This is a genomic window from Streptococcus sp. VT 162 (assembly GCA_000688775.2).
Classification (GTDB): domain Bacteria; phylum Bacillota; class Bacilli; order Lactobacillales; family Streptococcaceae; genus Streptococcus.
This window is the reverse complement of record CP007628.2, coordinates 1792810-1817678: the sequence shown is the minus strand read 5'-3', so window position 1 is coordinate 1817678 and position 24869 is coordinate 1792810. Positions and strand designations below refer to the sequence as shown.

36 protein-coding genes are annotated in these 24869 nt (G+C 41.6%); all 36 read left to right on the top strand.

What is annotated here, in order from left to right; translation table 11 throughout:
* Positions 1–8: 8 nt before the first annotated feature.
* A complete protein-coding gene (locus V470_09040; GenBank protein AHZ48553.1) occupies positions 9–275 on the top strand; it encodes a hypothetical protein in 267 nt (88 codons plus the stop codon).
* Between the two features lie 3 nt (positions 276–278).
* The gene (locus tag V470_09035; GenBank protein AHZ48552.2) at positions 279–698 is read left to right on the top strand and encodes a Holliday junction resolvase; all 420 of its coding nucleotides are present in this window, start codon (positions 279–281) and stop codon (positions 696–698) included.
* A 15-nt stretch (positions 699–713) separates the two neighbouring features.
* On the top strand, positions 714–1019 hold the full coding sequence (locus V470_09030) for a hypothetical protein (protein AHZ48551.1): 306 nt from the start codon (positions 714–716) through the stop codon (positions 1017–1019).
* Between the two features lie 337 nt (positions 1020–1356).
* On the top strand, positions 1357–2607 hold the full coding sequence (locus V470_09025) for a dihydrofolate synthase (GenBank protein AHZ48550.1): 1251 nt from the start codon (positions 1357–1359) through the stop codon (positions 2605–2607).
* 90 nt (positions 2608–2697) lie between these two features.
* Complete coding sequence (locus V470_09020) at positions 2698–3150, top strand: hypothetical protein (protein ID AHZ48549.1); 453 nt, start codon at positions 2698–2700, stop codon at positions 3148–3150.
* Positions 3151–3493: 343 nt separating this feature from the next.
* Complete coding sequence (locus V470_09015) at positions 3494–5026, top strand: cardiolipin synthetase (GenBank protein AHZ48548.1); 1533 nt, start codon at positions 3494–3496, stop codon at positions 5024–5026.
* A gap of 252 nt (positions 5027–5278) precedes the next feature.
* A complete protein-coding gene (locus tag V470_09005; GenBank protein ID AHZ48547.1) occupies positions 5279–6796 on the top strand; it encodes a damage-inducible protein CinA in 1518 nt (505 codons plus the stop codon).
* 120 nt (positions 6797–6916) lie between these two features.
* Entirely contained in the window at positions 6917–9124 is a 2208-nt protein-coding gene (locus V470_09000) for a ribonucleoside-triphosphate reductase (protein ID AHZ48546.1), read from the top strand.
* A gap of 195 nt (positions 9125–9319) precedes the next feature.
* The gene (locus tag V470_08990) at positions 9320–9820 is read left to right on the top strand and encodes a GNAT family acetyltransferase (protein AHZ48544.1); all 501 of its coding nucleotides are present in this window, start codon (positions 9320–9322) and stop codon (positions 9818–9820) included.
* A 4-nt stretch (positions 9821–9824) separates the two neighbouring features.
* Positions 9825–10421: a ribonucleoside-triphosphate reductase activating protein gene (locus tag V470_08985; protein ID AHZ48543.1), complete on the top strand. Its 597-nt coding sequence runs from the start codon at positions 9825–9827 to the stop codon at positions 10419–10421.
* Positions 10418–11044, top strand: a complete 627-nt coding sequence (locus tag V470_08980; GenBank protein ID AHZ48542.1) for a phosphoribulokinase — start codon at positions 10418–10420, stop codon at positions 11042–11044. Before V470_08985 ends, V470_08980 begins: the two co-directional genes overlap by 4 nt.
* Before the next feature lie 566 nt (positions 11045–11610).
* Positions 11611–12024 carry a transcriptional regulator gene (locus V470_08975; GenBank protein ID AHZ48541.1) on the top strand — a complete coding sequence of 138 codons (414 nt, stop codon included), beginning with the start codon at positions 11611–11613 and terminating at the stop codon, positions 12022–12024.
* A gap of 256 nt (positions 12025–12280) precedes the next feature.
* Entirely contained in the window at positions 12281–12589 is a 309-nt protein-coding gene (locus V470_08970; GenBank protein ID AHZ48540.1) for a 30S ribosomal protein S10, read from the top strand.
* A 216-nt stretch (positions 12590–12805) separates the two neighbouring features.
* A complete protein-coding gene (locus tag V470_08965; protein ID AHZ48539.1) occupies positions 12806–13432 on the top strand; it encodes a 50S ribosomal protein L3 in 627 nt (208 codons plus the stop codon).
* A gap of 24 nt (positions 13433–13456) precedes the next feature.
* Positions 13457–14080 (top strand): 50S ribosomal protein L4, encoded by a 624-nt coding sequence (locus V470_08960; protein ID AHZ48538.1) that lies wholly within the window; start codon positions 13457–13459, stop codon positions 14078–14080.
* Entirely contained in the window at positions 14080–14376 is a 297-nt protein-coding gene (locus tag V470_08955; protein ID AHZ48537.1) for a 50S ribosomal protein L23, read from the top strand. Before V470_08960 ends, V470_08955 begins: the two co-directional genes overlap by 1 nt.
* Before the next feature lie 17 nt (positions 14377–14393).
* A complete protein-coding gene (rplB, locus tag V470_08950; GenBank protein ID AHZ48536.1) occupies positions 14394–15227 on the top strand; it encodes a 50S ribosomal protein L2 in 834 nt (277 codons plus the stop codon).
* A 103-nt stretch (positions 15228–15330) separates the two neighbouring features.
* Entirely contained in the window at positions 15331–15612 is a 282-nt protein-coding gene (locus V470_08945; GenBank protein AHZ48535.1) for a 30S ribosomal protein S19, read from the top strand.
* An 11-nt stretch (positions 15613–15623) separates the two neighbouring features.
* A complete protein-coding gene (locus tag V470_08940) occupies positions 15624–15968 on the top strand; it encodes a 50S ribosomal protein L22 (GenBank protein ID AHZ48534.1) in 345 nt (114 codons plus the stop codon).
* A gap of 12 nt (positions 15969–15980) precedes the next feature.
* Positions 15981–16634, top strand: coding sequence for a 30S ribosomal protein S3 (locus V470_08935; protein AHZ48533.1), 654 nt, complete (start codon positions 15981–15983; stop codon positions 16632–16634).
* A 3-nt stretch (positions 16635–16637) separates the two neighbouring features.
* Positions 16638–17051 (top strand): 50S ribosomal protein L16, encoded by a 414-nt coding sequence (locus tag V470_08930; GenBank protein ID AHZ48532.1) that lies wholly within the window; start codon positions 16638–16640, stop codon positions 17049–17051.
* A gap of 9 nt (positions 17052–17060) precedes the next feature.
* Entirely contained in the window at positions 17061–17267 is a 207-nt protein-coding gene (locus tag V470_08925; GenBank protein ID AHZ48531.1) for a 50S ribosomal protein L29, read from the top strand.
* 24 nt (positions 17268–17291) lie between these two features.
* On the top strand, positions 17292–17552 hold the full coding sequence (locus tag V470_08920; protein AHZ48530.1) for a 30S ribosomal protein S17: 261 nt from the start codon (positions 17292–17294) through the stop codon (positions 17550–17552).
* A 25-nt stretch (positions 17553–17577) separates the two neighbouring features.
* A complete protein-coding gene (locus V470_08915; GenBank protein AHZ48529.1) occupies positions 17578–17946 on the top strand; it encodes a 50S ribosomal protein L14 in 369 nt (122 codons plus the stop codon).
* A gap of 182 nt (positions 17947–18128) precedes the next feature.
* Complete coding sequence (locus V470_08910; GenBank protein ID AHZ48528.1) at positions 18129–18434, top strand: 50S ribosomal protein L24; 306 nt, start codon at positions 18129–18131, stop codon at positions 18432–18434.
* Positions 18435–18457: 23 nt separating this feature from the next.
* On the top strand, positions 18458–19000 hold the full coding sequence (locus V470_08905) for a 50S ribosomal protein L5 (GenBank protein ID AHZ48527.1): 543 nt from the start codon (positions 18458–18460) through the stop codon (positions 18998–19000).
* Positions 19001–19017: 17 nt separating this feature from the next.
* Positions 19018–19203 carry a 30S ribosomal protein S14 gene (gene rpsN / locus V470_08900; protein ID AHZ48526.1) on the top strand — a complete coding sequence of 62 codons (186 nt, stop codon included), beginning with the start codon at positions 19018–19020 and terminating at the stop codon, positions 19201–19203.
* Positions 19204–19487: 284 nt separating this feature from the next.
* The gene (locus V470_08895; protein ID AHZ48525.1) at positions 19488–19886 is read left to right on the top strand and encodes a 30S ribosomal protein S8; all 399 of its coding nucleotides are present in this window, start codon (positions 19488–19490) and stop codon (positions 19884–19886) included.
* A gap of 189 nt (positions 19887–20075) precedes the next feature.
* Positions 20076–20612: a 50S ribosomal protein L6 gene (locus V470_08890; protein ID AHZ48524.1), complete on the top strand. Its 537-nt coding sequence runs from the start codon at positions 20076–20078 to the stop codon at positions 20610–20612.
* Positions 20613–20695: 83 nt separating this feature from the next.
* Positions 20696–21052 carry a 50S ribosomal protein L18 gene (locus tag V470_08885; GenBank protein AHZ48523.1) on the top strand — a complete coding sequence of 119 codons (357 nt, stop codon included), beginning with the start codon at positions 20696–20698 and terminating at the stop codon, positions 21050–21052.
* Between the two features lie 17 nt (positions 21053–21069).
* On the top strand, positions 21070–21564 hold the full coding sequence (locus V470_08880; protein AHZ48522.1) for a 30S ribosomal protein S5: 495 nt from the start codon (positions 21070–21072) through the stop codon (positions 21562–21564).
* 13 nt (positions 21565–21577) lie between these two features.
* Entirely contained in the window at positions 21578–21760 is a 183-nt protein-coding gene (locus V470_08875; protein ID AHZ48521.1) for a 50S ribosomal protein L30, read from the top strand.
* A gap of 143 nt (positions 21761–21903) precedes the next feature.
* Positions 21904–22344: a 50S ribosomal protein L15 gene (locus V470_08870; protein ID AHZ48520.1), complete on the top strand. Its 441-nt coding sequence runs from the start codon at positions 21904–21906 to the stop codon at positions 22342–22344.
* Positions 22345–22356: 12 nt separating this feature from the next.
* The gene (locus V470_08865; GenBank protein ID AHZ48519.1) at positions 22357–23667 is read left to right on the top strand and encodes a preprotein translocase subunit SecY; all 1311 of its coding nucleotides are present in this window, start codon (positions 22357–22359) and stop codon (positions 23665–23667) included.
* Positions 23668–23812: 145 nt separating this feature from the next.
* On the top strand, positions 23813–24451 hold the full coding sequence (locus V470_08860) for an adenylate kinase (protein ID AHZ48518.1): 639 nt from the start codon (positions 23813–23815) through the stop codon (positions 24449–24451).
* Positions 24452–24567: 116 nt separating this feature from the next.
* Positions 24568–24786, top strand: a complete 219-nt coding sequence (locus V470_08855; protein AHZ48517.1) for a translation initiation factor IF-1 — start codon at positions 24568–24570, stop codon at positions 24784–24786.
* Positions 24787–24869: the final 83 nt, after the last annotated feature.

The window sequence follows — 24869 nt, the reverse complement described above, 5'->3', positions numbered from 1 at the left end:
GTGTTAGAATGGGATTTACTGAAGAAACTGTACGGTTTAAATTGGATGATTCCAATAAGAAAGAAATTAGCGAAACGTTGACAGACGTCTATGCTTCTTTGAACGACAAGGGCTACAATCCGATTAACCAGATCGTCGGTTATGTATTGAGTGGTGACCCTGCCTACGTTCCTCGTTACAACAATGCACGAAATCAAATCCGTAAGTATGAGCGTGATGAAATTGTTGAAGAATTGGTACGCTACTACCTTAAAGGACAAGGAGTCGATCTATAATCTATGAGAATTATGGGATTGGACGTCGGTTCAAAAACAGTGGGTGTTGCCATTAGCGACCCACTAGGCTTCACTGCTCAAGGACTTGAAATCATCCAGATTAATGAGGATCAGGGCCAGTTTGGTTTTGACCGTATCAAGGAATTGGTTGACAGCTATAAGGTAGAACGCTTTGTAGTTGGTCTGCCTAAAAACATGAACAATACTAGCGGTCCGCGAGTAGAAGCCAGTCAAGCCTATGGTGCCAAGCTAGAAGAACTCTTTGGTTTGCCAGTAGACTATCAGGATGAGCGTTTGACAACGGTCGCTGCGGAGCGTATGTTGATTGAACAAGCAGATATCAGCCGTAACAAACGCAAGAAAGTTATTGATAAGTTGGCTGCTCAGCTGATTTTGCAGAATTATTTAGATAGAAAATTTTAAGACAGAGGAGAAACTATGTCACACGATCACAACCATGACCACGAAGAACGTGAATTGATTACACTAGTAGATGAGCAAGGAAATGAAACCTTGTTTGAAATTCTTTTGACCATCGATGGGAAAGAAGAATTTGGTAAAAACTATGTTCTGCTAGTGCCAGTTAACGCAGAAGAAGATGAAAATGGTGAAGTTGAAATCCAAGCTTACTCATTTATCGAAAATGAAGATGGAACAGAAGGCGAATTGCAACCAATCCCAGAAGGCTCAGAAGACGAATGGAACATGATTGAAGAAGTCTTCAACAGCTTTATGGAGGAGTAAAAACATCCAGTGGATGTTTTTAGCCCTGCGCCAGAAATTAGAAAGTTTTTAGCCCTGCGCCAGAAATTAGAAACGCAGGAACGTCCGGGGAACGTTTTTACCCCAGTTCCTTTAAATAAGAGAGAACTGGTATGTCTGGGAGACTGTATCACCCCAACTCCTAGAAACTAGAAAGAGTTGGAACATCCAGTGGATGTTTTTAGCTCACGTTGAAATTCATAGTAGCTAGTGATTAGCTAACCAGGTAAGAGGTCGGGATTTTAGTCCCGACCTCGCTTTTTATTTGTAATCATACTTTGATGCGGTAGTTGATTGGACTTTTGTTAAGGAGACATGTATGTTTGAAGTAGAAGAATGGCTGCATAGTCGGATTGGTTTAAACTTTAGATCTGGACTTGGACGAATGCAGCGAGCAGTGGATTTGCTGGGGAATCCAGAGAGGACTTATCCTATTATCCACGTAACAGGGACTAACGGTAAAGGGTCAACTATTGCCTTCATGAGGGAGTTGTTTGTTGCTCATGGTAAAAAAGTTGGTACTTTTACCTCTCCTCATATCATCAGCATCCATGATCGAATCTGTATCAATGGACAGCCGATCGCGGAGGAAGACTTTGTTCGTATAGCTAACCAAGTCAAGGAGATGGAAAAGACGCTTTTGCAAACCCATGACCAGTTGTCCTTTTTTGAATTACTGACTCTGATTGCTTTGCTTTACTTTAAAGAGCAGGGAGTGGATCTAGTCCTGCTAGAAGTGGGGATTGGTGGTTTGCTTGACACCACTAATGTCGTAACAGGAGAGATTGCAGTTATTACTTCCATTGGGCTAGATCATCAGGAGACCTTGGGCGATAGTCTGGGGGAAATAGCCGAGCAGAAAGCTGGTATTTTCAAGGCTGGCAAGCAGGCGGTCATTGCTAAGCTCGCTCCAGAAGCTAAACTTGTCTGTCAAAATACAGCGAGAGAGTTAGGTGTGGATCTCTATCAAGCTGGGCGAGACTTCATCTTGAAAGCTGGAGATTTTTCAAGTAGCCTAGCTAGTTTTTCACAACTTGAAATCAGTTTGGAAGGTGTTTATCAGCAAGAAAATGCCGCCTTGGCTTTACAAAGCTTTCTTCTGTTTATGGTGTCAAGAGGTGAAGGGGTTGAAGAAGAGCTTGTCAGAAGGGCCTTGCAAGAGACACATTGGGCAGGGCGATTGGAACGGATTCGCCCGCAAATCTACCTAGATGGGGCTCACAATCTTCCAGCCTTGACTCGTCTGGTCGAGTTTATCCAGGGGAAAATCCAGCAAGGTTACCAGGTTCGCATCCTTTTTGGAGCACTTAAACGCAAGGATTATCAGGGGATGCTAGGCTATCTATCTAAGCAGTTGCCTCAGGTAAAACTTAAGGTAACAGGCTTTGACTACCAAGGCTCTCTGGATGAAAAGGATGTGGCGGGTTATGATTTGATTCCTTCCTATGGCGACTTTATCAGAGAATTTGAAGATAAGGCCAATGGCCAGGACTTGCTTTTCGTGACGGGATCCCTCTACTTTATCTCGGAAGTCCGAGGGAGTTTGGTAGGAAGCGACGAGATTAGTTGACCTTATAGGTTTATGTTGCTATACTGTAGGTAGGAGGTATATCTGGAAACGATTCCAGCAAAACATTGGCACAAAAGAAAGGAAATCGCTATGAAAACGAAAACATTCACACTTTCTATTGCTTCCCTAGCAATTCTTAGTCTTTTAGCAGCTTGTGGACCTAAGGCACAAGCCCCTACCCAGCAATCTGCTCAGCAATCATCTACTCAACAAGAATCATCTTCTAGCGCTACGACAAGTGCTAGTCAACCACAGGCGTCCTCAAGTCAGGACACTACTGTAGCTCAACCTACGAATATCGATGGTACCTATACTGGAAAAGATGAGAATGACCAAATCACTCTTGTTGTAACAGGTAAAACTGGTACATGGACTGAGGTCGAGCCAGATGGAGATAAGGAAATCAAGCAAGTCAGCTTTGAGCCAGAAAATCAACGTGTCATTATCGGTGATGATGTCAAAATTTACACGGTTAATGGTAATCAATTGATTATTGATGATATGGACCGAGAGGCATCTGACCGAGTGGTATTAACAAAATAGGATCTCAAATCTAAATAGAAGTTTGGAATTAAGGTTTCAGCTTTACCTTCTACAACTTCAATAGCGACTGTCATAGGATTTGTGCGATATTGAAAAATATAAATAATATTGGAAAGAACTATCATTTTGGTAGTTCTTTTTAAGTTTCTTAATACCCTAGTTAAAAAGATAAGAGGGGCAGAGCTTCATATAGTGTGGGTGTAGTTTAGAAATCTTGCAGTTCTTGGAATAGTTTGCATAGAAAAAGGTAAAAGGTTGCTATCTACCCCTGAACTGAGGTATACTAGTAGAAACATGAGTTTATCAAGCAGTTAAGGAGAATGTTAGAAAAGGAAGGGGATGTATGACAGCTAGAAAAATGCAGCTACTCATGTCCAAGTATGGTTTTAGTATTACCATCATGTTGGCGGAGTTGTTTATCATCTTTGGTTTATTTCTCTATCTAGGGCAGATGGCTCCAATTGTCTGGATTATCCTAGTCATTTTAGTGAGCTTAGCGACTATTGTATCGATTGTTAATCGATCTATGAATCCTGAGAGTAAGGTAACATGGTTGTTAGTAGCCTTTGTGCCAGTGTTTGGTCCCTTACTCTATATCATGTTTGGAGAACGCCGTTTATCTAAAAAGGAATTGAAGCAGCTAAAGCAGCTCCAATCAATGGTTGATAGAGAGGACAATAGCAGAGCTCTCCGTTTGGAGTTAAAAGAGCAAGACAAGTCGGCTTATGGCGTTATCAAATCTCTCCTCAGCATGGACACGAATGCCGATGTCTATGATCGAACGGATACACGATTTTTTGCATCTGGTGAAAGTATGTGGCAGCAGATGCTAGAGGATCTCAAGAAAGCTGAGAAGTTTATCTTTCTCGAATACTATATCATCGAAGAAGGTTTGATGTGGAATAGTATTTTGGAGATTTTGGAAGAAAAGGCCGCTCAAGGTGTAGAAGTGAAGCTCCTCTATGATGATATTGGTTGTATGGCAACCTTGCCTGGAGATTACACCATCCAGCTTCGTAGCCGAGGGATTGAAGCTCATAAGTTTAACAAGGTGATTCCGCGCTTGACTGTTGCCTATAACAACCGTGACCACCGTAAAATCATGATCATCGATGGGCAGATTGCCTATACAGGTGGTGTCAATCTAGCAGACGAGTATATCAACCATATCGAACGCTTTGGTTACTGGAAGGATAGTGGTATTCGGCTGGATGGTCCAGCAGTAAAGGCTTTTACCAGACTCTTTTTATCTGCCTGGTATATCAACCGTGGAGAGATTAGTGACTTTGACCAATACCATCTCGAAAATCAACCAAAAGATGGGATGGGGCTTTGTATTCCCTATAGTAGTGGACCAAAACCCATCTACCGAGCCCAGGTTGGAAAAACGGTCTACCAAAATCTTATCAATCAAGCTACAGATTACGTCTACATCACGACTCCCTATCTGATTGCTGACTACGATCTAACTGAAAGTATCAAAAATGCCGCTCTGAGAGGGGTAGATGTGCGAATTGTGACGCCGTGTATCCCAGATAAGAAGGTTATTCAGTTAGTTACTCGAGGAGCCTATCCAGATTTGCTATCTGCTGGGGTTCGTATTTATGAGTACAGTCCGGGATTCCTTCATAGCAAGCAAATGCTTGTCGATGGAGAGGCAGCTACTGTGGGGACCATCAATTTTGACTATCGTAGCTTGCTCCACCACTATGAAAATGCCGTCTTACTTTATAGAACGCAGTCCATCATCGATATTGAAAGGGACTTCGAAGAGATTTTTAAAGTTTCTCAAGAAATTTATCCCCACACCATCAAAACAAGCTGGTATCAAAGCCTCATCAAGGAAATTGTCCAGTTGTTTGCACCTATGCTCTAACTATCCATCAAGATCTAGCCCAAGGCTGGGTCTTTTTTGTCTTCTTACGAATAGATAAGTAAAGGAGAAAACCATGCTTAATCTAGAAGATGATGATTTTATCAGAGAGTATAGTAATAGTCGATTTCATCGTTTTCGTGAAATCGAACGCTTTGCGATATTGGATAAGAAATTCAGCAAATATCAATCCCAAGCTGACATTCCTGTAAGATTTTGATATACTAAAACAGATAAACTTAGAGGAGAAATTGAATGAACGTATACGGGAAAATAGATGAGAAACAAGAAGAATCTCATTACCAAGACTGGTCAGTGCCAGAGAAACGAGAAGGAGCTCCCATTCCCTTTTTTAGTATTTTACTTTGGAGTTTGGTGACTACAGCCATTTCGGTTGCCCTGCCTTTTATTTTTGGTGTAGTCAGTCCACAACAAAGTCAGGATCTTTATACCGGTTGGGCTTTGCATCAAAATGGCCAAATGTATACAGATTACTTTGGGACGGAGGGATTGCTCTATTATGTGCTAACCTACCTTTTTCAAGGCAGTGTTTTGATTGCTTTGGTTGAGTGGTTGACCTTGTTTGGAGCAGGTGTTTTTCTTTTTAAGGCTGCGGATACTCTTGTCGGCCAAGAAAAGGAAGCGAAGCGAGTTGTCTTTATTTTATACTTGCTTGTAGCTGGCCTCGCTTTTGGTGGCGGTTATGCTCTCTTGCTAGCCCTACCTTTCCTATTTTATTCATTGAGTATCGTTACAAATTATCTAGCTTTTCCAAAGGATGACAAAGGATTTGTACGAGTGGGTATGAGCCTTGCTCTCGCTTTCTTCCTTGCGCCAATCCCAACAGCCTTGTTTGCGGCTGTACTGGCCTTGGGCATCATCGGCTTTAATCTAGGCAAAGGTCACTTTGTTCATGGTCTATATCAGTTCTTTGCGTCAGCCCTAGGATTTTCACTCTTATTCTATCCTTTAGGCTACTATACAGTGTGGACAGGTAGTTTTGGGGATGCCATTAGCCAGACCTTGTATCCGGTAAATACTCTTAGCCTCTTTTCAAATTCGCATTTGCTTGAAAATGCAGCCTTCTATGGCTTGCTTGCTATTGGATTAGGTTCCCTTGGCTTGCTCTTTGCAGGCTTGTTCCAGTCAAAACCAGCCAAGCAATATGTCTTATCGATTGCTGCTAGCTTGGGATTCTTGGTTTCTTTGGGAATCTTGATTCTCTCCAAAGAACCTATCAACGCTACTCGTCTTGTGGTGCTAATTCCTTTCTTGGTCTTGCTCCTTCTGACAGGAATCAAGGAAGATGTTTCAGATGGAGGGAGTCGTAGTAGAAGAAGACGTGAGAAACAAACTTCTTTCCTTAAAGGAAATTTCTATCTACCACTGATTGCCCTTGCCTATCTCATTGTTCTTCCTATCGTGAGTCGCTACCTTTCGCACCCAGCGACTTATAAGGAGAGAGACCGTCTTGCTAGCGTGGTCAAACAACAAACGAGTTCTGAGGATCGTGTCTATGCTTGGGATGATCGTCCTGATTTCTACCGTGCAAGTGAACGTTTGGCGCCGACTTCTCTATTAACTCCAACACTTTATACTGCAAGCGATGAAAATAAAACCAAACTGATGAATGACCTGAAAGAGAATCAACCGAAGATGATTGTGGTCAATCAAAAAGTTGCCTTGTGGTCAGATGTAGAGAGCTGGCTCAGTGAAAAATATGAGCTTGTTCAGACAGATACTAGCGAGTTCAAACTTTATAAATCAAAATAACAAAAAATCAATATCTTGTGGAATTTTAAAAATTTTAGGATTTTTAACACAAGATATTGATTTTTATTTTTAGAGTGGTATAATACTTCATAGAACAACATTTTAGAAAAGAGCATGGATATGATTGTATTAGAAGAAAAGCTTGCAACCGTCCCCACCTTGTTCGTTGAAAAACGAGATGGTAGACGTGTGGTGTTTGATGTAGACAAGATTGACAAGGCTCTCCACAAGGCGGCGGAAAAGGTTATGGACCTTACGCCTCTAGTAGAAAAACGCCTAAATGGTCTAGTTGAAAGAATCGTGACGGAAATTCACAGCCGCTTCCCTCAAGGTGTCAAGATTTACGAAATTCAGAATGTCGTAGAACATGAACTCCTTGAAGCCAAAGAGTATGCGCTGGCTGAGGAGTATATCACTTATCGGACACAAAGGGATTTTGAGCGCTCAAAAGCGACAGATATCAACTTTAGTATCCATAAACTTCTCAATAAAGATCAAGCAGTTGTCAATGAAAATGCCAATAAAGACAGTGATGTCTTCAACACCCAGCGTGATTTGACAGCAGGGATTGTTGGGAAATCAATCGGACTGCAAATGCTTCCTAAGCACGTAGCCAATGCTCATCAAAAAGGGGATATCCACTATCATGACTTGGACTACAGCCCCTACACTCCTATGACCAACTGCTGTTTGATTGATTTTAAAGGCATGTTGGAAAATGGTTTTAAGATTGGAAATGCAGAGGTAGAGAGTCCCAAATCTATCCAGACTGCGACAGCTCAAATTTCACAAATCATCGCTAACGTTGCTTCTAGCCAGTACGGGGGCTGTTCAGCTGACCGTATCGATGAAGTCTTGGCGCCTTATGCGGAGAAGAATTATCAAAAGCACCTCAAAGATGCGAAAGAGTGGGTCTTGCCTGAAAAACGGGAAGATTACGCTTGGAAAAAAACTCAAAAAGATATCTATGATGCCATGCAATCTCTTGAGTATGAAATCAATACCCTCTTCACTTCAAATGGACAAACACCTTTTACTTCACTAGGTTTTGGTCTAGGAACTAGTCGTTTTGAGCGGGAAATTCAAAAAGCTATCTTGACCATCCGAATCAAGGGGCTTGGTTCAGAACACCGCACAGCCATCTTTCCTAAACTCATCTTTACGCTGAAAAGAGGACTCAACTTAGAGGAAGGTTCACCTAACTACGACATCAAACAGTTGGCTCTTGAGTGTGCAACCAAGCGGATGTACCCAGATGTCTTGTCCTATGATAAGATTATCGAACTGACTGGTTCTTTCAAGGTTCCTATGGGTTGTCGCTCCTTCCTCCAAGGCTGGAAAGATGAAAATGGTGTTGAGGTCAATTCAGGTCGTATGAATCTAGGTGTTGTGACGGTTAATCTGCCTCGTATCGCCCTCGAGTCTGAAGGAGATCTGAATAAGTTTTGGGAAATCTTCAACGAGAGAATGAACATTGCGGAGGATGCTCTGGTTTATCGTGTCGAACGAACCAAGGAAGCAACACCAGCAAATGCCCCTATCCTTTATCAGTATGGAGCCTTCGGCCGCCGTCTCGGAAAAGAAGAAAGTGTTGACCAACTCTTTAAGAATCGCCGTGCGACAGTTTCGCTGGGCTACATCGGTTTGTACGAAGTGGCTACAGTCTTCTTTGGAAATAGCTGGGAAAGCAATCCTGAAGCCAAGGAATTCACATTGGATATTATTCGCGATATGAAACGTCGTGTGGAAGAGTGGTCTGACCAATATGGTTACCATTTCTCGATCTACTCCACACCGTCTGAAAGTCTGACAGATCGCTTCTGTCGCTTAGACACAGAGAAGTTTGGTTCTATTCCTGACATCACGGATAAGGAATACTACACCAACTCGTTCCACTACGATGTCCGGAAAAATCCAACGCCGTTTGAAAAATTAGACTTTGAGAAAGTTTATCCAGAAGCAGGTGCGTCAGGTGGTTTTATCCATTATTGTGAGTATCCAGTTCTTCAACAAAATCCTAAAGCCTTGGAAGCTGTTTGGGACTATGCCTATGACCGTGTCGGCTATCTAGGGACCAATACTCCTATTGATCGTTGCTACAAGTGTGACTTTGAAGGGGATTTTGAACCAACTGAGCGAGGATTTGCTTGTCCAAACTGTGGCAATAGCGACCCTAAAACAGTAGATGTGGTCAAACGTACGTGTGGTTATCTGGGGAATCCTCAAGCGCGTCCAATGGTTAATGGACGCCACAAGGAAATCGCTGCGCGTGTCAAACACATGAACGGTTCAACTATTAAAACAGCTGGACATGAAGTAACAAATTAGAAGGAAATGGAATGGGGAAATACCAATTAGACGATAAGGGACGCGCACAAGTGACCCGTTATCACGAGAAACACTCGAAAGGTGGAACAGGTAAAAAAGAACGCTTGCTCAACCTCAGAGAACAGTTTTTAAACAAGAATAAGAAAAAATAAAAGTGAGAGTCTGCTCTCACTTTTCTCTTAATTGGAGGTAAAAATGATACTACGCAGACCAACATTGGCAGATAAAGAAACAGTTTTAGAGATGATAGCAGAGTTTGAACAGACTCAATCACCCCACGATGGTGGGTTTTGGAACGCCAACAATTTTGTTTATGAAGAGTGGCTAGAAGAAAATCTTCAAGCGGAAGCGGGCCTCAATATTCCTGAAAACTGGGTTCCTGCTATCCAGCTGGTTAGTTTTGACGTAGCAGGCCAGGCTCTTGGCTTTCTCAACCTTCGTCTCCGATTAAATGACTACTTACTAGAAAATGGGGGCCATATTGGCTACTCCATTCGTCCATCTGAAAGAGGCAAAGGTTATGCCAAAGAAGCTCTCCGACAAGGCTTGCAAGTTGCCAAGGAAAAGAACATCAAAAAAGCACTTGTGACCTGTAGTACGGAAAATCCTGCTAGTAGGGTGGTGATTGTGACAAATGGCGGACTCTTTGAGGATATTCGCAATGGCGTAGAACGTTACTGGATAGATTTGGAGTAGAAGGATGACATGGAATACACCAAAACCAGGTGAATGGAAAAGCGAGGAGCTTAGCAAAGGGCGAATCATTGACTACAAGGCCTTTAACTTTGTAGATGGAGAAGGCGTGCGTAACTCTCTCTATGTCGCAGGTTGCATGTTTCACTGTGAAGGGTGTTATAATGTGGCGACCTGGTCTTTCAATGCAGGAATTCCTTATACAGCAGAGTTAGAAGAACAGATTATGGCAGACCTTGCCCAGCCCTATGTTCAAGGTTTGACCTTACTGGGAGGGGAGCCATTCCTCAATACGGGCATTCTCTTGCCTCTCGTTAAACGCATTCGGAAGGAATTGCCAGATAAAGACATCTGGTCTTGGACAGGTTATACTTGGGAAGAAATGATGCTGGAGACTCCAGACAAACTGGAACTCTTGTCGCTGATTGACATCCTTGTCGATGGTCGTTATGACAAAAGCAAGCGCAATCTTATGCTCCAGTTCCGAGGTTCTTCCAATCAACGAATTATCGATGTGCAAAAATCCCTCAAAAGTGGGAAAGTAGTGATTTGGGACAAGCTTAATGACGGAAAAGAAAGCTATGAGCAGGTGAAGAGAGAATGAAGAAAAAAGACCTGATAGAACAACTGGTTTCAGAGATTGAAACGGGAAGAGTTAGGACACTGGGGATCTACGGTCATGGGGCTTCGGGCAAGTCAACCTTCGCTCAGGAATTACATCAAGCTCTAGATTCTACTACAGTAAATTTACTAGAAACAGATCCTTATATCACCTCAGAACGTCACCTGGTAGTACCAAAGCAAGCGCCAGATCAAAAGGTGACGGCTTGTCTGCCAGTGGCGCATGAACTGGCAAGTTTACAGAGAGATATTCTCGCCTTGCAGGCAGGTATGGACATCTTGACGATTGATGAACCTTGGAAGCCAAGCGAAGTCCTATCTGGTTCAAAACCGTTCTTGATAGTCGAAGGGATGTCCGTGGGTTTTCTTCCCAAGGAACTCTTTGACAAAACCATCTGTTTCTACACGGATGAGGAGACCGAATTAAAGAGGCGCTTAGCTCGAGATACGACTATGAGAAATCGCGATGTATCTTTTGTATTGGCTAGCCATCAGATGAGACGGGAGCAGTATCTGCGATACTATAGAGAAACCGAGTCTAAAGCGGACATTTTAGTAGATCAATCAGAAGATACATTCAAGGTCAAAATGACACATATTATATAGAAGAAAAGGTAGTTTTTTATAGATGTAAATCCGTAATTTTGGAAAGATAAAAAGAGAAAACAGTTTCATCTTAAAAAAACGTAAAAAGCTCACAAATCCCTTGCAATCGCAGGGGCTTTGTGTTATTCTACCGTGGTGCTGTAAATCACATCTTTAGCTGTGATGCAAGAGGTTGTGACCACGATTGGATACACTGCCACACAACGCGCGTCGATTTCCTATTTTTGCTTTGAGTTTGAATCCCTTTATGTCTTAGACTTGAGCACAAAAAATGTTCGTTAAAAACTTTCCAGACTATATCAATAAGAATTGGAAGGATGGTCTTGGTTGAAGCCTGCATTGTTTTTCAGCTCTGGTTGAGACCGGTAAATTGAACGTTTTGTTTGTTATAGGCACCGTTTTTTCTGGGAAAAGGGAGTTGATAGTGAATGGTGTGATATATCCTATACGCAAAGAATGCTATTTCATTTTGTTGCGTGAATTAGCCTCTTGGTAGCTAGAAAGTTTAGAGCTGAGGTTGATTGCTAGTCAGTCACCTTAGAAGTGAAAGTAAAAGGAGCGAAGGAATGTTTTTAAAAATAATCAGTAGTATCTCTACAAATAATTTCCAAGATCCAAACATGATGGAAAAAATTAGCCATCTATGGCAGGAGCACCAGAAAGAAGTAGAGGAGGCATTTGCCCAAGGGCTTCCGATTTATGCAGTCTATCATGATTATGTCAGCGACTACAAGGGGGATTACAGCTTGTCGCTCTGTAGTCTATCCGATAAAGAAGACTGGGATTTTGACACTTCAGAACAAACCTACCAAGTATTTGAGGTGGATACAAGTGATTCAAAAGGGTTTCTCCATACCTGGCAACAAATTTGGCAGGCAGAAGAAGCAAGAGAACTGCAACGTCAGTATAGTATTGATTTTGAAAAATATGATCCAGATCAGACAGTATCTATCTTTATCGCCACCCCCAAAAATGGGTAAATTGTCAAACTATGTTTTATTTACGAAAGAGGATCAGAACATACTCTAGTAACTTAGGTTAGTAAAAAAACGAAAAAAAGCTCACAAATCCCTTGCAATCGCAGGGGCTTTGTGTTATTCTATTATGGTGCTGTAAATTACAGCCTTAGCTTTGATGCAAGAGGTTGCGACACGCTCGGTTGCATTGCCACGCAACGCGCGTCGGTTTTCTTGTGGAGCTAGCCTATTATCTTAAATAGACGAAAAGGAGAAAAAGATGGCAAACAAAAAAATCCGTATCCGTTTGAAAGCATACGAACACCGTACGCTTGACACAGCGGCTGCAAAAATCGTAGAATCAGCTACTCGTACAGGTGCACAAGTTGCGGGTCCAATCCCACTTCCAACTGAACGTAGCCTCTACACAATCATTCGTGCGACTCACAAATACAAAGACTCTCGCGAACAATTTGAAATGCGTACACACAAACGTTTGATCGATATCGTTAACCCAACTCAAAAAACAGTTGATGCCTTGATGAAATTGGATCTTCCAAGTGGTGTAAACGTAGAAATCAAACTTTAATCTAAAATATAAAAGAGCAGAGGCTGGTGTTTCAATTTAATTGAACACGGGCTAAACTCGGTGTGAAAAAGATAAACTTCCTAGTGTCTGTTAGACACTGCGTCAGTTTCCTATTTTCACTTTGAGTTTGACGCCCTTTGTATCTTAGACTTGAGCATAAAAAACGCTCGTTAAAAACTTTTTGAATAAAAAATATAGAAAAGGAACTATTTTCTCATGACAAAAGGAATCTTAGGGAAAAAAGTGGGAATGACTCAAATCTTCACTGAAGCTGGCGAATTGATCCCTGTAACAGTTATTGAAGCAACTCCAAACGTTGTTCTTCAAGTTAAAACTGTTGAAACAGATGGATACAACGCTATCCAAGTTGGTTTCGATGACAAACGCGAAGTATTGAGCAACAAACCTGCTAAAGGACATGTAGCGAAAGCTAACACGGCTCCTAAGCGCTTCATTCGTGAATTCAAAAACGTTGAAGGCTTGGAAGTTGGTGCTGAAATCACAGTTGAAACATTCGCAGCTGGAGACGTTGTTGACGTAACTGGTACTTCTAAAGGTAAAGGTTTCCAAGGTGTTATCAAACGCCACGGACAATCACGTGGACCAATGGCTCACGGTTCTCGTTACCACCGTCGTCCAGGTTCTATGGGACCTGTTGCACCTAACCGCGTATTCAAAGGTAAAAACCTTGCAGGACGTATGGGTGGCGACCGCGTAACAATTCAAAACCTTGAAGTTGTACAAGTTGTTCCAGAAAAGAACGTTATCCTTATCAAAGGTAACGTACCAGGTGCTAAGAAATCTCTTATCACTATCAAATCAGCAGTTAAAGCTGGTAAATAATAAAGAAAGGGGAAATCAGTCACAATGGCAAACGTAACATTATTTGACCAAACTGGTAAAGAAGCTGGCCAAGTTGTTCTTAACGATGCAGTATTTGGTATCGAACCAAATGAATCAGTTGTGTTTGATGTGATCATCAGCCAACGCGCAAGCCTTCGTCAAGGAACACACGCTGTTAAAAACCGCTCTGCAGTATCAGGTGGTGGACGCAAACCATGGCGTCAAAAAGGAACTGGACGTGCTCGTCAAGGTTCTATCCGCTCACCACAATGGCGTGGTGGTGGTGTTGTCTTCGGACCAACTCCACGTTCATACGGCTACAAACTTCCACAAAAAGTTCGTCGCCTAGCTCTTAAATCAGTTTACTCTGAAAAAGTTGCTGAAAACAAATTCGTAGCTGTAGACGCTCTTTCATTTACAGCTCCAAAAACTGCTGAATTTGCAAAAGTTCTTGCAGCATTGAGCATCGATTCTAAAGTTCTTGTTATCCTTGAAGAAGGAAATGAATTCGCAGCTCTTTCAGCTCGTAACCTTCCAAATGTGAAAGTTGCAACAGCTACAACTGCAAGTGTTCTTGACATCGCAAATAGCGACAAACTTCTTGTCACACAAGCAGCTATCTCTAAAATCGAGGAGGTTCTTGCATAATGAATTTGTATGATGTTATCAAAAAACCTGTTATCACTGAAAGCTCAATGGCTCAACTTGAAGCAGGAAAATATGTATTTGAAGTTGACACTCGTGCACACAAACTTTTGATCAAGCAAGCTGTTGAAGCTGCTTTCGAAGGTGTTAAAGTTGCCAACGTTAACACAATCAACGTAAAACCAAAAGCAAAACGTGTTGGACGTTACACTGGTTTTACTAACAAAACTAAAAAAGCTATCATCACACTTACAGCTGATTCAAAAGCAATCGAGTTGTTCGCTGCTGAAGCTGAATAATCTAAGGAGGAAATATCGTGGGAATTCGTGTTTATAAACCAACAACAAACGGTCGCCGTAATATGACTTCTTTGGATTTCGCTGAAATCACAACAAGCACTCCTGAAAAATCATTGCTTGTTGCTTTGAAGAGCAAGGCTGGTCGTAACAACAACGGTCGTATCACTGTTCGTCACCAAGGTGGTGGACACAAACGTTTCTACCGTTTGGTTGACTTCAAACGTAACAAAGACAACGTTGAAGCAGTTGTTAAAACAATCGAGTACGATCCAAACCGTTCTGCAAACATCGCTCTTGTACACTACACTGACGGTGTGAAAGCATACATCATCGCTCCAAAAGGTCTTGAAGTTGGTCAACGTATCGTTTCAGGTCCTGAAGCAGATATCAAAGTCGGAAACGCTCTTCCACTTGCTAACATCCCAGTTGGTACTTTGATCCACAACATCGAGTTGAAACCTGGTCGTGGTGGAGAATTGGTACGTGCTGCTGGTGCTTCTGCTCAAGTATTGGGTCAAGAAGGTAAATACGTTCTTGTTCGTCTTCAATCTGGCGAAGTTCGTATGATTCTTGGAACTTGTCGTGCTACAGTTGGTGTTGTCGGAAACGAACAACATGGACTTGTAAACCTTGGTAAAGCAGGACGTAGCCGTTGGAAAGGTATCCGCCCAACAGTTCGTGGTTCTGTAATGAACCCTAACGATCACCCACACGGTGGTGGTGAAGGTAAAGCACCAGTTGGACGTAAAGCACCATCTACTCCATGGGGCAAACCTGCTCTTGGTCTTAAAACTCGTAACAAGAAAGCGAAATCTGACAAACTTATCGTTCGTCGTCGCAACGAGAAATAATAGTAAACTAGTCGCCTAAGCAACTAGGAAATCCGCCAGCTCGGTAGCGCTCCATGTGAGCGCAAGCCGCTGTGGTACAACATTTAAAGGAGAAAATATAAAAATGGGACGCAGTCTTAAAAAAGGACCTTTCGTCGATGAGCATTTGATGAAAAAAGTTGAAGCTCAAGCTAACGACGAAAAGAAAAAAGTTATCAAAACTTGGTCACGTCGTTCAACGATCTTCCCAAGTTTCATTGGTTACACTATTGCAGTTTATGACGGACGTAAACACGTACCTGTTTACATCCAAGAAGACATGGTAGGTCACAAACTTGGTGAATTTGCACCAACTCGTACTTACAAAGGTCACGCTTCAGACGACAAGAAAACACGTAGAAAATAAGGAGAACATAAATGGCAGAAATTACTTCAGCTAAAGCAATGGCTCGTACAGTACGTGTTTCACCTCGTAAATCACGTCTTGTTCTTGACAACATCCGTGGTAAAAGCGTAGCTGATGCTATTGCAATCTTGACATTCACACCAAACAAAGCTGCTGAAATCATCTTGAAAGTTTTGAATTCAGCTGTAGCTAACGCTGAAAACAACTTTGGTTTGGACAAAGCTAACTTGGTAGTATCTGAAGCATTCGCAAACGAAGGACCAACTATGAAACGTTTCCGTCCACGTGCGAAAGGTTCAGCTTCACCAATCAACAAACGTACAGCTCACATCACTGTGGCTGTTGCAGAAAAATAAGGAGGTAACATCGTGGGTCAAAAAGTACATCCAATTGGTATGCGTGTCGGCATCATCCGTGATTGGGATGCCAAATGGTATGCTGAAAAAGAATACGCGGATTACCTTCATGAAGATCTTGCAATCCGTAAATTCGTTCAAAAAGAACTTGCTGATGCAGCAGTTTCAACTATCGAAATTGAACGCGCAGTAAACAAAGTTAACGTTTCACTTCACACTGCTAAACCAGGTATGGTTATCGGTAAAGGTGGTGCTAACGTTGATGCACTCCGTGCAAAACTTAACAAATTGACTGGAAAACAAGTACACATCAACATCATCGAAATCAAACAACCTGATTTGGATGCTCACCTTGTAGGTGAAGGAATTGCTCGTCAATTGGAGCAACGTGTCGCTTTCCGTCGTGCACAAAAACAAGCAATCCAACGTGCAATGCGTGCTGGAGCTAAAGGAATCAAAACTCAAGTATCAGGTCGTTTGAACGGTGCAGATATCGCCCGTGCTGAAGGATACTCTGAAGGAACTGTTCCACTTCACACACTTCGTGCAGATATCGATTACGCTTGGGAAGAAGCAGATACTACATACGGTAAACTTGGTGTTAAAGTATGGATCTACCGTGGTGAAGTTCTTCCAGCTCGTAAAAACACTAAAGGAGGTAAATAACCAATGTTAGTACCTAAACGTGTTAAACACCGTCGTGAATTCCGTGGAAAAATGCGCGGTGAAGCAAAAGGTGGAAAAGAAGTAGCATTCGGTGAATACGGTCTTCAAGCTACAACTAGCCACTGGATCACTAACCGCCAAATCGAAGCTGCTCGTATCGCCATGACTCGTTACATGAAACGTGGTGGTAAAGTTTGGATTAAAATCTTCCCACACAAATCTTACACTGCTAAAGCTATCGGTGTGCGTATGGGATCTGGTAAAGGGGCACCTGAAGGTTGGGTAGCACCAGTTAAACGTGGTAAAGTGATGTTCGAAATCGCTGGTGTATCTGAAGAAATTGCTCGCGAAGCGCTTCGTCTTGCAAGCCACAAATTGCCAGTTAAATGTAAATTCGTAAAACGTGAAGCAGAATAAGGAGAAGGCATGAAACTTAATGAAGTAAAAGAATTTGTTAAAGAACTTCGTGGTCTTTCTCAAGAAGAACTCGCGAAGCGCGAAAACGAATTGAAAAAAGAATTGTTTGAACTTCGTTTCCAAGCTGCTACTGGTCAATTGGAACAAACAGCTCGCTTGAAAGAAGTTAAAAAACAAATCGCTCGTATCAAAACAGTTCAATCTGAAGCGAAATAATAGACTAGGGAAGGAGAAATTTCAATGGAACGCAATAATCGTAAAGTTCTTGTTGGACGTGTTGTATCTGACAAAATGGACAAGACAATCACAGTTGTAGTTGAAACAAAACGTAACCACCCAGTCTATGGTAAACGTATTAACTACTCTAAGAAATACAAAGCACATGATGAAAACAATGTTGCCAAAGAAGGCGATATCGTACGTATCATGGAAACTCGTCCGCTTTCAGCTACAAAACGTTTCCGTCTTGTAGAAGTTGTTGAAGAAGCGGTCATCATCTAATCAAACCTGAAAGGAGAAAACTGAAATGATTCAAACAGAAACTCGTTTGAAAGTCGCAGACAACAGCGGTGCGCGCGAAATCTTGACTATCAAAGTTCTTGGTGGTTCAGGACGTAAATTTGCAAACATCGGTGATGTTATCGTGGCATCTGTAAAACAAGCTACTCCTGGTGGTGCGGTTAAAAAAGGTGACGTTGTAAAAGCTGTTATCGTTCGTACTAAATCAGGTGCTCGTCGTGCTGATGGTTCATACATCAAATTTGACGAAAACGCAGCAGTTATCATCCGTGAAGACAAAACTCCTCGCGGAACACGTATCTTTGGCCCAGTTGCACGTGAATTGCGTGAAGGTGGCTTCATGAAGATCGTGTCACTTGCTCCAGAAGTACTTTAATTGGTTGCTCAAAGAAAATTAAAACAAGTCTAGGAAGTAAGACGAAAGCATAACTTAAGTTAGGTGAGTTGAAACTGACGAAGGATTGCTTTGATTTTCGCAGAGCAAAAACAAACAAACTAGTCCCCTAGCTTCAGGCTAGGGTGCCCTTATGGGCGTAAGAAAAATCAAGGAGAAACCTAATGTTTGTAAAAAAAGGCGACAAAGTTCGCGTAATCGCTGGTAAAGATAAGGGAACAGAAGCTGTTGTCCTTACTGCCCTTCCAAAAGTAAACAAAGTTATCGTTGAAGGTGTTAACATCGTTAAGAAACACCAACGTCCAACTAACGAGCTTCCTCAAGGTGGTATCATCGAGAAAGAAGCAGCTATTCACGTATCAAACGTTCAAGTTTTGGACAAAAACGGTGTAGCTGGTCGTGTTGGTTACAAATTTGTAGACGGTAAAAAAGTTCGCTACAACAAAAAATCAGGCGAAGTGCTTGATTAATCACGAAGGAAAGGAGAAGTATAATGGCAAATCGTTTAAAAGAAAAATATCTTAATGAAGTAGTTCCTGCTTTGACAGAACAATTCAACTACTCATCAGTGATGGCTGTGCCTAAAGTAGATAAGATCGTTTTGAACATGGGTGTTGGTGAAGCTGTATCAAACGCTAAAAGTCTTGAAAAAGCTGCTGAAGAATTGGCACTTATCTCAGGTCAAAAACCACTTATCACTAAAGCTAAAAAATCAATCGCCGGCTTCCGTCTTCGTGAAGGTGTAGCGATCGGTGCAAAAGTTACCCTTCGTGGTGAACGTATGTACGAATTCTTGGACAAATTGGTTTCAGTTTCACTTCCACGTGTACGTGACTTCCACGGTGTTCCAACAAAATCATTTGATGGACGCGGAAACTACACACTTGGTGTGAAAGAACAATTGATCTTCCCAGAAATCAACTTTGATGACGTTGACAAAACTCGTGGTCTTGACATCGTTATCGTAACAACTGCTAACACTGACGAAGAGTCACGTGCATTGCTTACAGGCCTTGGAATGCCTTTTGCAAAATAATATAGGAGGTAAATCTAATGGCTAAAAAATCAATGATTGCTAAGAACAAACGTCCAGCGAAGTTCTCTACTCAAGCTTATACTCGTTGTGAAAAATGTGGTCGTCCACATTCAGTTTACCGCAAATTTAAACTTTGCCGTGTTTGCTTCCGTGAATTAGCTTACAAAGGACAAATTCCTGGTGTAACAAAAGCATCTTGGTAATTTAAGATATCAAGGGCGTTAAAACTCCAAGTGAAAATAGGAAACTTGACGAAGAAACTGAATTTTCTAGGAAAGTTTATCTTTTTCACACAGGGTTTAGCCCGGGTTCAGTTGGGCTTGCCAATTTGAACACGAGCTACAGCTTTGGCAAAAAAGACCAATTTTCTTTGGAGCATCGCTCCTTCATCAAATTGCCTATTTTTGCTCTTGCTGTTACGCTCTTTGTATCATGTATTAACTAGCAAGTGCAACTTGCAAACTACTAGTAAGAGGAGAAAAACAAAATGGTTATGACTGACCCAATCGCAGACTTCCTAACTCGTATTCGTAATGCTAACCAAGCAAAACACGAAGTACTTGAAGTACCTGCATCAAACATCAAAAAAGGGATTGCTGAAATCCTTAAACGCGAAGGTTTTGTTAAGAACGTAGAAATCATCGAAGATGACAAACAAGGCATCATCCGTGTATTCCTTAAGTACGGACCAAACGGTGAAAAAGTTATCACTAACTTGAAACGTGTTTCTAAACCAGGACTTCGTGTCTACAAAAAACGTGAAGATCTTCCAAAAGTTCTTAACGGACTTGGAATTGCTATCCTTTCAACTTCTGAAGGTTTGCTTACTGATAAAGAAGCTCGCCAAAAGAATGTTGGTGGTGAGGTTATCGCTTACGTTTGGTAATATTTAGCTCCCAATTTCTTTGCGACTCGTCGTTATCGTCTCTTGCCTAACCCAAAGTTATGCCGGCGAGACGCTGCCTAGATTCACTTTGGAATTGAAACCTAAATGTTCCTTTAAATCGAGAAATCGATTTAAGCCCCCGTGAAAACTGGCCATTCTGGCCTGACAATTTAACAGGAGAAAATAAACATGTCACGTATTGGTAATAAAGTTATCGTGTTGCCTGCTGGTGTTGAAATCACTAACAATGACAACGTTGTAACTGTAAAAGGACCTAAAGGAGAGCTTACTCGTGAGTTCTCAAAAGATATTGAAATTCGTGTGGAAGGTACTGAAGTAACTCTTCACCGTCCAAACGATTCAAAAGAAATGAAAACAATCCATGGAACTACTCGTGCCCTTTTGAACAACATGGTAATTGGTGTATCAGAAGGATTCAAGAAAGAACTTGAAATGCGTGGGGTTGGTTACCGTGCACAACTTCAAGGTAAAAAACTTGTTTTGGCTGTTGGTAAATCTCATCCAGACGAAGTTGAAGCTCCAGAAGGAATTACTTTTGAACTTCCAAACCCAACAACAATCGTTGTTAGCGGAATTTCAAAAGAAGTAGTTGGTCAAACAGCTGCTTACGTACGTAGCCTTCGTTCACCAGAACCATATAAAGGTAAAGGTATCCGTTACGTTGGTGAATTCGTTCGCCGTAAAGAAGGTGAAACAGGTAAATAATGTTGAGTGGTTGATTTTCAACCACCAACCTATTTTCCAACTTAGTGCATAGCACATGATTTAAAACTAAAGAGGTGAAAACTGTGATTTCTAAACCAGATAAAAACAAACTCCGCCAAAAACGCCACCGTCGCGTTCGCGGAAAACTCTCTGGAACTGCTGATCGCCCACGTTTGAACGTATTCCGTTCTAATACAGGCATCTACGCTCAAGTGATTGATGACGTAGCGGGTGTAACGCTCGCAAGTGCTTCAACTCTTGACAAAGAAGTTTCAAAAGGAACTAAAACTGAACAAGCCGTTACTGTCGGTAAACTCGTTGCAGAACGTGCAAACGCTAAAGGTATTTCAGAAGTGGTGTTCGACCGCGGTGGATATCTATATCACGGACGTGTGAAAGCTTTGGCTGATGCAGCTCGTGAAAACGGATTGAAATTCTAATAGGAGGACACTAGAAAATGGCATTTAAAGACAATGCAGTTGAATTAGAAGAACGCGTAGTTGCTGTCAACCGTGTTACAAAAGTTGTTAAAGGTGGACGTCGTCTTCGTTTCGCAGCTCTTGTTGTTGTTGGTGACCACAACGGTCGCGTAGGATTTGGTACTGGTAAAGCTCAAGAAGTTCCAGAAGCAATCCGCAAAGCAGTAGAAGATGCTAAGAAAAACTTGATTGAGGTTCCTATGGTTGGAACAACAATCCCACACGAAGTTCTTTCAGAATTCGGTGGAGCTAAAGTATTGTTGAAACCTGCTGTAGAAGGTTCTGGAGTTGCCGCTGGTGGTGCAGTTCGTGCCGTTGTGGAATTGGCAGGCGTGGCAGATATTACATCTAAATCACTTGGTTCTAACACTCCAATCAACATTGTTCGCGCAACTGTTGAAGGTTTGAAACAATTGAAACGCGCTGAAGAAGTTGCTGCCCTTCGTGGTATTTCAGTTTCTGATTTGGCATAAGAAAGGGGATAAAATGGCTCAAATTAAAATTACTTTGACTAAGTCTCCAATCGGACGCATTCCATCACAACGTAAAACTGTTGTAGCACTTGGACTTGGCAAATTGAACAGCTCTGTTATCAAAGAAGACAACGCTGCTATCCGTGGTATGATCACTGCAGTATCTCACTTGGTAACAGTTGAAGAAGTAAACTAATAATTTTTAGGGGATGTGGCAATACTCATCCCCTAAAACTAGGTATAGTCATCTAAGATGACCATGTATAGGCGAGTTGATAAGGGAGACAACCTTTTCTCTCTTATCGGCGCTAGCATTTTACAAAAGAGGAGAAAATAATAATGAAACTTCATGAATTGAAACCTGCAGAAGGTTCTCGTAAAGTACGTAACCGTGTTGGTCGTGGTACTTCATCAGGTAACGGTAAAACATCTGGTCGCGGTCAAAAAGGTCAAAAAGCTCGTAGCGGTGGCGGAGTTCGCCTTGGTTTTGAAGGTGGACAAACTCCATTGTTCCGTCGTCTTCCAAAACGTGGATTCACTAACATCAACGCTAAAGAATACGCAATTGTAAACCTTGACCAATTGAACGTCTTTGAAGACGGTGCAGAAGTAACTCCAGTTGTACTTATCGAAGCAGGAATTGTGAAAGCTGAAAAATCAGGAGTTAAAATTCTTGGTAACGGTGAGTTGACTAAGAAATTGACTGTGAAAGCAGCTAAATTCTCTAAATCAGCTGAGGAAGCTATCACTGCTAAAGGTGGTTCTGTAGAAGTCATCTAAGAGAGGTGACCCATGTTTTTTAAATTACTAAAAGAAGCGCTCAAGGTTAAACAAGTTCGATCAAAAATTCTCTTTACAATTTTTATCATTCTTGTTTTCCGTATTGGGACAAGTATTACAGTTCCAGGTGTGAATGCGAAAAGTTTAGAAGCTCTCAGTGGTTTATCTTTCTTGAACATGCTTAGTCTTGTTTCAGGGAATGCCATGAAGAACTTCTCCGTTTTTGCACTCGGAGTAAGTCCGTATATCACTGCTTCCATCGTTGTTCAATTGCTACAAATGGATATTTTACCGAAGTTTGTAGAATGGGGCAAACAAGGGGAAGTAGGACGGAGAAAACTAAACCAAGCTACTCGTTATATTGCACTTGTGCTTGCATTTGTTCAATCTATCGGGATTACAGCAGGATTTAACACTCTTTCTGGAGCAAAATTATTAACGACAGCTTTAACACCACAAGTCTTTGTTACTATCGGTATTATCCTCACAGCAGGTAGTATGATTGTAACTTGGCTCGGGGAACAAATTACAGATAAGGGATACGGAAACGGTGTTTCTATGATCATCTTTGCAGGTATTGTCGCTTCAATCCCTGAGATGATTAAAGGAATCTATGTTGACTACTTCGTCAATATTCCAAGTAGCCGTTTGACTTCATCTATTATCTTTGTCGTTATTTTGATTATCGCTGTCTTGTTGATTGTATACTTTACAACCTTTGTTCAACAGGCAGAATATAAAATTCCAATCCAATATACAAAAGTTGCTCAAGGAGCCCCATCAAGCTCATACCTTCCATTGAAGGTAAACCCAGCGGGGGTTATCCCAGTTATCTTTGCAAGTTCCATCACAGCAGCACCTGCAGCCATTCTTCAATTTTTGAGTGCTACAGGTCATGATTGGGCTTGGGTACGTACAGCACAGGAAATGTTATCTACAACATCTCCGACTGGTGTTGCTATGTATGCCTTGCTAATCATTCTCTTTACGTTCTTCTATACATTTGTACAGATCAATCCAGAGAAAGCAGCAGAAAACTTGCAAAAGAGTGGAGCCTACATTCATGGTGTCCGTCCTGGTAAGGGAACTGAAGAATTCATGTCGAAACTTCTTCGTCGCCTTGCGACTGTCGGATCGATCTTCCTAGGTGTGATTTCTATCTTGCCGATTGTGGCAAAAGATGTCTTTGGTCTTTCAGAAGCTGTTGCTTTTGGGGGAACTAGTCTTTTGATCATTATCTCAACCGGTATTGAAGGAATCAAACAGCTAGAAGGTTACCTATTGAAACGTAAGTATGTTGGTTTCATGGACAAAACAGAATAAAAGCAAAATTACTTTTGCTTAGAGAGTGGAGTATGAAGGTCTATCTATTAGAGAGATTTTCGTCTCCCCTCTTCTATTTTGTTTTTAAATAGGGGTTGAAAGAGATTTCTGCTTCTATTTAAATACAAAATAAGGAGATCCTATCATGAATCTTTTGATTATGGGCTTACCTGGAGCAGGTAAGGGAACGCAAGCAGCTAAAATTGTGGAGCAATTCCACGTGGCACACATTTCAACTGGAGATATGTTCCGTGCTGCTATGGCAAATCAAACTGAAATGGGTGTACTTGCAAAGTCATACATCGACAAAGGTGAGTTGGTTCCAGATGAAGTTACAAATGGAATCGTTAAAGAACGCCTTTCACAGGACGACATCAAGGAAACAGGTTTCTTGTTGGATGGTTACCCACGTACGATTGAACAAGCCCATGCCTTGGATAAAACATTGGCGGAACTCGGTATCGAACTAGAAGGTGTGATCAATATCGAAGTGAACCCAGATTGTCTCTTGGAACGTTTGAGTGGCCGTATCATCCATCGCGAAACAGGTGAAACCTTCCACAAAGTTTTCAACCCACCAGTTGACTATAAAGAGGAAGATTACTACCAACGTGAAGATGATAAACCTGAGACAGTGAAGCGTCGTTTGGATGTGAATATCGCCCAAGGTGAACCAATCATTGCTCACTACCGTGCCAAAGGATTGGTCCACGATATCGAAGGGAATCAAGATATCAATGATGTGTTCAAAGACATCGAAAAAGTATTGACAAATTTGAAATAAAGCGTTTTTCATACTTGCAAAAAATCGCTACAAATGTTATACTGAGATAGTCTGACTTATAATTGTTGTCTCTGTTTTCAGAGGCATCGAATCGAAATTTATGGAGGTGCTTTTGCGTGGCAAAAGACGATGTGATTGAAGTTGAAGGCAAAGTAGTCGATACAATGCCTAACGCAATGTTTACGGTTGAACTTGAAAATGGACATCAGATTTTAGCAACAGTTTCTGGTAAAATTCGTAAAAACTATATTCGTATTTTAGCGGGAGATCGTGTTACTGTCGAGATGAGTCCATATGACTTAACACGTGGACGTATCACTTACCGCTTTAAATAATCGAAAAACTTGGAGGGATAAGAAATGAAAGTAAGACCATCGGTCAAACCAATTTGCGAATACTGTAAAGTAATTCGTCGTAA